General features: G+C 72.1%; 7 protein-coding genes. 1 reads left to right on the forward strand and 6 read right to left on the reverse strand.

The annotated features are described in order from the left end of the window. Positions 1 to 114: 114 nt before the first annotated feature. From ACGFH9_RS00225 to prmC, 4 genes are all read right to left on the reverse strand, one after another. Positions 115 to 2,229, reverse strand: a complete 2,115-nt coding sequence (locus tag ACGFH9_RS00225; protein WP_393213076.1) for a transglycosylase domain-containing protein — start codon at positions 2,227 to 2,229, stop codon at positions 115 to 117. 106 nt (positions 2,230 to 2,335) lie between these two features. After that, positions 2,336 to 2,947, reverse strand: coding sequence for a phosphotyrosine protein phosphatase (locus ACGFH9_RS00230; RefSeq protein WP_393213079.1), 612 nt, complete (start codon positions 2,945 to 2,947; stop codon positions 2,336 to 2,338). Next, positions 2,948 to 3,595 (reverse strand): L-threonylcarbamoyladenylate synthase, encoded by a 648-nt coding sequence (locus ACGFH9_RS00235; protein ID WP_393214160.1) that lies wholly within the window; start codon positions 3,593 to 3,595, stop codon positions 2,948 to 2,950. After that, positions 3,595 to 4,542, reverse strand: a complete 948-nt coding sequence (gene prmC, locus ACGFH9_RS00240) for a peptide chain release factor N(5)-glutamine methyltransferase (protein WP_393213082.1) — start codon at positions 4,540 to 4,542, stop codon at positions 3,595 to 3,597. The genes ACGFH9_RS00235 and prmC overlap by 1 nt, the downstream gene beginning before the upstream one ends. A 72-nt stretch (positions 4,543 to 4,614) precedes the next feature. On the opposite strand from prmC, the gene ACGFH9_RS00245 reads away from it, so the two are divergent. Further along, on the forward strand, positions 4,615 to 6,162 hold the full coding sequence (locus ACGFH9_RS00245; protein ID WP_393213085.1) for a diguanylate cyclase domain-containing protein: 1,548 nt from the start codon (positions 4,615 to 4,617) through the stop codon (positions 6,160 to 6,162). Positions 6,163 to 6,196: 34 nt separating this feature from the next. Here ACGFH9_RS00245 and prfA read toward each other — a convergent pair whose 3' ends face one another. Both prfA and rpmE read right to left on the reverse strand, forming a co-directional pair. Then, positions 6,197 to 7,285 (reverse strand): peptide chain release factor 1, encoded by a 1,089-nt coding sequence (gene prfA / locus ACGFH9_RS00250; protein WP_393213088.1) that lies wholly within the window; start codon positions 7,283 to 7,285, stop codon positions 6,197 to 6,199. A gap of 127 nt (positions 7,286 to 7,412) precedes the next feature. Next, positions 7,413 to 7,637, reverse strand: coding sequence for a 50S ribosomal protein L31 (gene rpmE / locus ACGFH9_RS00255; protein WP_007464546.1), 225 nt, complete (start codon positions 7,635 to 7,637; stop codon positions 7,413 to 7,415). Positions 7,638 to 8,165 lie beyond the last annotated feature (528 nt).

An 8,165-nucleotide genomic window follows, 5' to 3' on the forward strand; every position in this document is an offset into this window, starting at 1 on the left:
ACGCCCCTGCCGACGCCGATCTTGCACATTCTGTTGCCGTCTTGCCCGTTTGGAGTCTTAAGTCGCCACAGAAGGTGCAAGATCGCCGAGCCCGGGGCAGGACGGGGCGGGGGGTTAGTTTGTGGTGCGGGCGGCGGTCAGCTGGAAGGCGGCGCGTTCGCTCGGGGGGACGAAGTCCTGTACGGGCTGGTTTCGCAGGGCACTGGCGAGCACCTCACCCACCCCGGTCACCATGCGGGCCTGCACCGCCTGACCGACCGCGTCGCGCGGGTCGTCGGGGTTGGCGGCCATCGAGGCGACCGCCAACTGCGGGGTGAAGGCCACCACCGTCTCCGTCTCGTACCGCTCGGAGCTGCCGGTCTTGCCGGCCACCGGGCGGCCCAGTCGGGATCGCAGGTCGGGCGCCGTGGCGCCGTCGCACCGCCCGTACATCGACTGGTCGCCCACCGGGCAGCGGGCCGCGTCCGCCGCCGCCCGTGCCACGTCGGTGTCGAGCACCTGGCGGCAGTCCGGCTTGGCGGCGTCCACCGGACGACCGGCCGAGTCGCTGATCGAGACCACCGGCAGCGGCGCGCACCACGTCCCCTCGGCCGCCACCGTCGCGTACGCCGTCGCCAGGTCCAGCGGGGTCGTCGCGGCCACGCCCAGGGTGAACGGGCCCCAGTCCTTCGCGCCGTAGCGGGCCAGCCGCTCGTCGGAGTCGGCACGCAGCACGATGCCGAGCCGCTCGGCCATCTCCACCACCCGGTCCGCGCCGACCCGCTCGGTGAGCCAGGCGAAGTAGGTGTTCACCGACCTGCCGAACGCGGTCCACATGGTGCGGGGGCCGTCCATCGACGAGGGGCTGGCGTTGGACGGGCACCAGCGCCCGTCGCAGCTGCCCGGCCCGGTCACCGGGAAGCGGGTGAGTAGTTGCGTCGGCGCCGTGAAGTCGGTCGACAGCGGCAGGCCGGATTCCAACGCGGCCAGCAGGGCGAACAGCTTGAACGTCGAACCGCCCTGATACCCGCCGATGGCCCCACCGCCGGCGACGAGCTGGTTGACCGTGTTGGGGTGGTTCTTCTGTCCGACCGGGTTGTCCTTGACGCTGTAGGTGCGGTTCACCGACATTGCCAGCACCCGGCCGGTGCCCGGCTGCACCACGGCGGTCGGTACGGCCCGGGCCTCGGTCTGTCGGTAGATGCGCAGGACCTGCTCGGTGGTGGTCCGCTGCACTGCCGGGTCGAGCGACGACACGATGGAGAACCCGCCGCGGCGCAGCGTGCGCTGCCGCTCGTCGGCGCTCGACCCGAACGCCGACTGGCTGCTCCACCAGCGGGTGAACCAGTCGCAGAAGAAACCCCAGTCGTTGTGCCCGTCGGGCACACCCGTGCAGTCGTTCGGTGTCTCGCTGGGTTGCAGCTGCAAGGGCTCGGCGAGTGCCGCAGCTGCGGCATCGGCGGGGACCTGACCCGTCTCGACCAGGCGTTCCAGCACGTACGTCCGCCGCCGCAGCGCGCTGTCGGCGTCCCCGTTGATCGGGTCGTCACTGTCCGGCGACCGGACCAACCCGGCCAGCAGCGCGGCCTGGGGCAGGGTCAGCTCCGCGGGCGACACCGAGAAGTAGCGCTTGCTGGCCGCTGCGATCCCGTACGCCCCGGCGCCGAAGTAGGCGATGTTGAGGTAGCGGGTGAGGATGTCCTCCTTGCTCAACTCCCGCTCCAGCGCCAACGCGTACCGCATCTCCTGCAGCTTGCGGGCGGTGGTGATCTCGGTCGCCGCCTGGCGCTGCCGCTCGGTGAGCCGCGGGTCGCTGCCGAGCACGTTGCGGACGTACTGCATCGTCAGGGTGGAGGCGCCCTGCCGGGTTTTGCCGTCCCGCTTGTTGACCGTGAAGGCGCGTACCACCCCGCGTAGGTCCACCCCGCTGTGCTGGTAGAACCGGACGTCCTCGGCAGCCACGATGGCCTGGCGCATCACCGGGGCGACCTCGCGCAGCGGGACGTCCACCCGATCCTCCTGGTAGAAGGAGGTGATCAGGGTGGTGCCGTCGTTGGCGTAGAGGTTGGAGCGCTGCGCCGTGGGCGGCGTACGGAGCGTGTTGGGCAGCTCCGAGTACGGCGTGCTGAGAGCGCTGAAGCCGATACCGAAGACCAGGGCCGCGGGTAGGGCGGCACCGGCCAGCACCAGTCCGGCCAGCACGCCGGCGATCACCACGGTCAGCAGTTTGTCGAGTCGGGCCCGGATCATCAGCTCTCCCCGCAGGAGCCGGTCACGCTAGGACCCGTTCAGAATGACCCGCAACGCCCCTTTCGCCCCTGGTTTTCCTCAAACCCGGAGGAAACTCGCACGGCGCTCAGGGCAGCAGCGTGGCCGCCAGCGGGTGGACCGTCTCCTCGATCTCGTCCGCGACCCTGGTGAAGCACTGGTCGCCGCGCCCCCACGGATCATCGAGATCGTCGGTGGGCAGCGCGGAGGCGCCCAGCCTGTTGTCGTGTGCCGCCGCCACCAGGGCCACGCCCCGCGCGTACACCGCCTCCGGGGTCGCCTCGCCCGCCGGCAACGCGGCGGCGTCCACCGCGGCCAGCAGCCGGCCGAACTCACCCAGCACAAAGGTACGGGCCGCCGCGTCCGGACGGAGCGCCACCACGTACTCCTGCTGGTCGGCCGTGGCCGTCAGAACCAGGTCGGCGGCGTCGATGTGGTCCGAGCGCAGCTTGCGCGCCGCGAACCCGTCGACGTCACCGCCACGGTCGACGACCTGCCGCGCCGCCGGCGGGTTCATCTCCTCGCCCGCGTGCCAGCCACCGGTGCCGGCGCTGTGGCTGTGCAGCAACTCCTCGGCCGTGGCCAGGTCCTGTGAACGCCGCGCCAACCGTTCCCGCACCGCGAGGGCCAGCAGCCGCTCCGCCATCGGCGAACGGCAGATGTTGCCCATACACACGTGCAGGACGGTGAACGGGGGCACTCAGGCCCCCTGGACGTCGAGGAGGTCCGGTACGACGTCGCGCAGCTTCTCCAGCGGAATCGCGCCGGCCCGCAGCAACTGCGGCACCTCGCCGGTCAGGTCCACGATCGTGCTCGGCACCGGATCGGGGCAGGGCCCGGCCTCCAGGTACGCGCGCACCGAGTAGCTGAGCTGGTCGCGCGCCTCCTCGGCGGTCACCGCGGCCGGCTGGCCCGTCTTGTTGGCCGAGGAGACCGCCATCGGGCCGGTCTCCCGCAGCACCTCCAGGGCCACCGGGTGCAGCGGCATCCGCACCGCCACCGTGCCGGTCTTGTCACCCAGGTCCCACTGCAGGCTCGGCGAGTGCTCGACCACGATCGTCAGCGCACCCGGCCAGAACGCCTCCACCAGGTCCCGCGCCGCCGAGGGCAGCGAGAAGACCAGGCCGTCCAGGGTGTGCCGCGAACCGATCAGCACCGGCGGCGGCATCTGCCGGCCCCGGCCCTTCGCGTCCAGCAGCGCCTTGACCGCGTACGGCGTGAACGCGTCCGCGCCGATCCCGTAGACGGTGTCCGTCGGAAGGACGACCAGCTCGCCGTTCTTGACCGCCTCGATGGCCGCAGCGATGCCGCGGTCCCGATCTGCGGGCGATCGGCAGTCGTAGAGCATCACGGGGAGTCAGTCTGCCACGCCGGCCCGGACGCGGTGTGCTGGCCGTCCGCCCGTCGGAACGCCGTGGCGTACCGGGGGCGGCCGGCGAGGTCCGGATGCTCCGTAACAGCGTCGAAACGGCCGTCCCGGGCGAACAGCTCCGGCACCGCCACGTCGTGCGTGTCGTCGTGCTCGACCCCGATCACGCCGCCGGGTCGCAGCAGCGCCGCCGCCCGGTCGATCACCGGCCGGATCACCGCCAGCCCGTCGGCGCCTCCGAAGACCGCCTCCGCCGGATCATGCGCGGCCACCTCCGGCGGCACCACCACGGCCACGGGCACGTACGGCGGATTGCAGAGCAGCACGTCCACCCGACCCACCAGGCCCTCCAGCAGGTCCGCAGCGGTCACGTCGGCCTCGACCACCTCGATCGGCCGGTCCCCCGCAGCGGCCCGCTCAGCCGCGTTGCGGCGGAGCCACACCAGCGCCGCCGAGGACCGCTCGACGGCGATCACCCGCGCCCCGGGCAGCTCCTGCGCCACCGCCAACGCGATGGCGCCGGTACCGCTGCACAGATCCACCACCAGCGGTTCCGTTCGGCCCCGGCCCTGCTCGACACCCCAGCCGGCCAGCAGCTCCGTCTCCGGGCGGGGCACGAAGACGCCCGGACCGACCGCCAGCTCCAGGTGCCGGAAGCCCGCCCGACCGGTCAGGTGCTGCAACGGCTCCCGGCCGGCACGACGCCCGACCAGCTCGTCGAGCCGGGCCACCTGGGCGTCGTCCAGGTCGTCGGCGAGGGCCAGCCGTCCCCGGGGCACGTCCAACACGTACGCGGCCAACAGCTCGGCCTCCACGAGCGCCGGGCCCACCCCGGCCGCCGCGAGCACGCGGGCCGCCCGGGCCACCGCGGCGGACGGACGGGTACGACCTGTCCCTTCGGGGGGGTGTTGCGGCAGAGTGGTCACACGATAATCATGAAGCGTCGCGGACGACGCCATGAACGGGTGCGTCGAGGCGCACACGACGGGAGGTTGTGGGTGGGCTGGCTCGACCGGGTCCATGACCAGGTTGACACTCTCTCGCACGCCCGCGCTTTGCAGGAAGCAAGTCGCTCCGCGGAGTCGTACACCCTCCTGGAACGGGTGATCCGTACCACCTCGGACCCGGCGGCTCGCGCGGACGCCATGGTGCAGCGCCTCTCGGCGCTGATCAATCTCGGCCGGACGGCGGAGTTCACCCGGGCCATCGAGGAGGCGTCCGCAGCCGTCCGCGACCTCGCCGAGCCCTACCTGCACGGGCACCTCAACGCGCTGGCCGCCCTCGCCGCGCATCACCAGGGCGCGCTGGACCGCTGCGTCACCCACCTCGTCAAGGCCGCCCGGGCGCTGAGCGCCGTCGACGACCCGGACCGGGACACCGCCTGGGGCTGGCACGACCTCGCGATGGCCTACAGCTACCTCAGCTTCCACGGGTACGCCCTGGGCGCGATCGAACGTGCACGGCAGCTCGGTCTGACCGCCGGAATCCCGGAGGAGACGTTCGCCGCGCCGGGCATCCGGCTGCGTAACGCCGTGGCGCTGGACCACAACGGCGACAGTGACGGCTGCCTACGCGTGCTGCGGGACGTGGCGGCCGACCTGGCGCAGTTCGTCCACAGCGGGCGGGCTGGTCGTCTGCGTCCGAGCAGTCTCGCCGCGTACGGGTACTCGGCGGCACGGCAGGCAGCGCTCGGCGACACGCTGGAACCGCCCGGCGACGCCGTACCCTCCCGGCTCCTCACCCACGGCGGTGACAGCGCCCGCGCGCGGGACCTGCGGCAGCTCGGCATGGTCTGCCTGGCCGTCGCCGACGGTCGGCCCATCGAGGCGGTCACCCGGCTGGACACCATCCGGGTGTCCACCGAGACGCTCGGGGCGGCCGAGCCGGCCCGGCTGCGCAGCATCGCGCTGGCCCACGCCGGTGACCATCCCGCGGCCCACCGGGCCGACCGGCTGGCGTTCCGGCTCGCCGCGCAGCGCAACGACCGGCTCCGCGACGTCTACATCGACGGCATCGCCGCCCGTATCGACCACGAGGAGATGCGTCGGGAGGCGGCACGGTACGAGGGTGAGGCGTTGACCGACCCGCTCACCGGGCTGCCCAACCGACGTCGCCTCGAGCGGTACATCACCGCTGTCGTCACCCGGGGCGAGCGGGTCGTCATCGGCGTGTGCGACCTGGACGGCTTCAAGGCGGTCAACACCCGGCACGGCCACCACTCCGGTGACCTGGTGCTGCAACGCATCGCCGGAGTGATCAACCGGGTGATGCGCCGGGGTGACTTCGTGGCCCGCTACGGCGGCGACGAGTTCGTCGTGGTGCTCCCGGACACCGGCATGACCGAGGCCGCCGAGGTGGCCCGCCGGATCGAGGCGGCGGTCCGCAACGAGGACTGGGAGTCGCTGGTGCCGGGCACCCCGGTCGGGGTGAGCATCGGCTTCGCCGAGGTCTCCGGCGGAGGCGGGCTGCGCGACGCGCTCAGCGTCGCCTTCGAGCAGGCCGACCGGGAGATGCTGCGCGCCAAGTCACGGCCCCGCGCGAGTTGACCCCTCGGCGGGGTCGCTCAACGGCTGGCAGCGGTCAGCGCCGGGTCAGTTCGGTGTCGCCGGCGAGGCGGGCGGCGCGGTCGGCCTCGACCAGGGCGTCCAGCACCCCGTCCAGGTCGCCGGCGAGCGCCAGGTCCAGGTTGTACGCCGTGTAGCCGATCCGGTGGTCGGTGATCCGGTTCTGCGGGAAGTTGTAGGTGCGGATGCGCTCCGAACGGTCCACGGTGCGCACCTGCGCCTTGCGGGCGTCCGACGCGGCGGCGTCGGCCTGCTCCTGAGCGGCGGCGAGCAGCCGGGCCCGCAGGATCCGCATCGCCTGCTCCCGGTTCTGCAACTGGGACTTCTCGTTCTGACAGGAGACGACGATGCCGGTCGGGACGTGCGTGATCCGTACCGCCGAGTCCGTCGTGTTCACCGACTGGCCACCCGGACCGGACGAGCGGAACACGTCGATACGCAGGTCGTTCTGATCGATGGTGACGTCGACGTCCTCGGCCTCCGGCAGCACCAGCACCCCGGCGGCGCTGGTGTGGATGCGGCCCTGCGACTCGGTGACCGGTACGCGCTGCACCCGGTGCACGCCGCCCTCCCACTTGAGCCGCGACCAGACGCCGTTCCCGCCCTCCGGCACGCCCTTCGTCTTGATCGACAGGGAGACGTCCTTGACCCCGCCGAGGTCGGAGTCCTGCGCGTCGATCACCTCGGTGATCCAGCCGTGCCGCTCGGCGTACCGGGTGTACATCCGCAGCAGGTCGCCGGCGAACAGCGCCGACTCCTCACCGCCCTCGCCGGCCTTGATCTCGACGATCACGTCCTTGGCGTCGTGCGGATCGCGAGGGATGAGCAGCTCGGCCAGGCGCTCCTCCAGGGCCGGCACCGACGCCGCGATGGAGTCCGCCTCGGCGGCGAACGAGGGATCCTCGTCGGCCAGTTCACGGGCCGCCGCCAGGTCGGCGCGGGCCTGCTCCAGTTCGCCGGCGGCCTTGTGCAGCGGCACCAGCTCGGCGTACCGGCGACCCACCCGACGCGCGGTCGCCTGGTCGGCGTGGATGGCCGGGTCGGCCAACCGCTTCTCCAGCTCCGCGTACTCGTCGAGGAGGCCGGCCAGACGCTCGCTGCTCATGCTGCGGATGCTCCTTCGACGGTGCGACACCGGACTCGGCCCGATGGCCGACGGCGCGTGGAAACAGGCGAAACGCGGACGGCGCCCGTGTCCGGCGGTAAACCGGACACGGGCGCCGAACGGGGAGTTACTTGGCCTTCTTGGCCTGAACCTTGGCGTACTTCTGCTGGAACTTCGCGACCCGACCGGCGGTGTCGAGAACGCGCTGCTTACCGGTGTAGAACGGGTGGCAGGCGCTGCAGGTCTCGACGTGGATCGCCCCGCCCTTGGCGGTGCTGCGGGTCGTGAACGTGTTACCGCAGGAGCAGCTGACCTCGGTGGTCACGTACTCCGGGTGGATGTTTGCCTTCATCTCGCCTCGGTCCTCTCGTTGGTGGTCGCCGGGTCGCCGTCATCACTCGTCGCGCCGTACGCGACGGGCTCGGGCGTGAACCGGAACCGGTGGCCGACTGACCAGTGTGCCATGGGCCTGAGCCGACCCGGCAATCGGGCCGCACACCTCGTCCGGCATCGTCAACACGTACCTCCCCGTCCGCATTCCCGCCACCCGGGCGGGCTATTCGCTCCGCCGTGCGTACCCCGCGGGGGGTACGGCTCTGCCCCTCGCCCCGGCCCTCCGGCCGCCCCCTGCGCCCCCTTTGCTCTGCTTCAGCGGACGCAACGGTTCGCGCCGCTCTCTGTTGCGTCCGCTGAAGCAGAGCAAAGGACGTGTGGAGCACAGGTGGGGTGGGCCGGGGTGGCTTGGGTCCGGAAACGAAGAGAGGCGGGGGGGGGGGGGGCCCCCCGCCCCCCCCGGGGGGGCCCCCCCCCCCGGGGCGCCCCCCCCGCCGCGACAATACGCAAAGCAACAAGAAAAACAATTTTGTGGGGGGCAGCGGGT

It is taken from the genome of Micromonospora sp. NPDC049102, assembly GCF_043197485.1.
GTDB lineage: Bacteria > Actinomycetota > Actinomycetes > Mycobacteriales > Micromonosporaceae > Micromonospora.

Excerpts from the sequence above, each read along its gene's own strand:
- ACGFH9_RS00225 (WP_393213076.1), bottom strand. The coding sequence starts at position 2,229 with ATGATCCGGGCCCGACTCGACAAACTGCTGACCGTGGTGATCGCCGGC.
- rpmE (WP_007464546.1), bottom strand. The coding sequence starts at position 7,637 with ATGAAGGCAAACATCCACCCGGAGTACGTGACCACCGAGGTCAGCTGC.
- prfA (WP_393213088.1), bottom strand. The coding sequence starts at position 7,285 with ATGAGCAGCGAGCGTCTGGCCGGCCTCCTCGACGAGTACGCGGAGCTG.
- ACGFH9_RS00235 (WP_393214160.1), bottom strand. The coding sequence starts at position 3,595 with ATGCTCTACGACTGCCGATCGCCCGCAGATCGGGACCGCGGCATCGCT.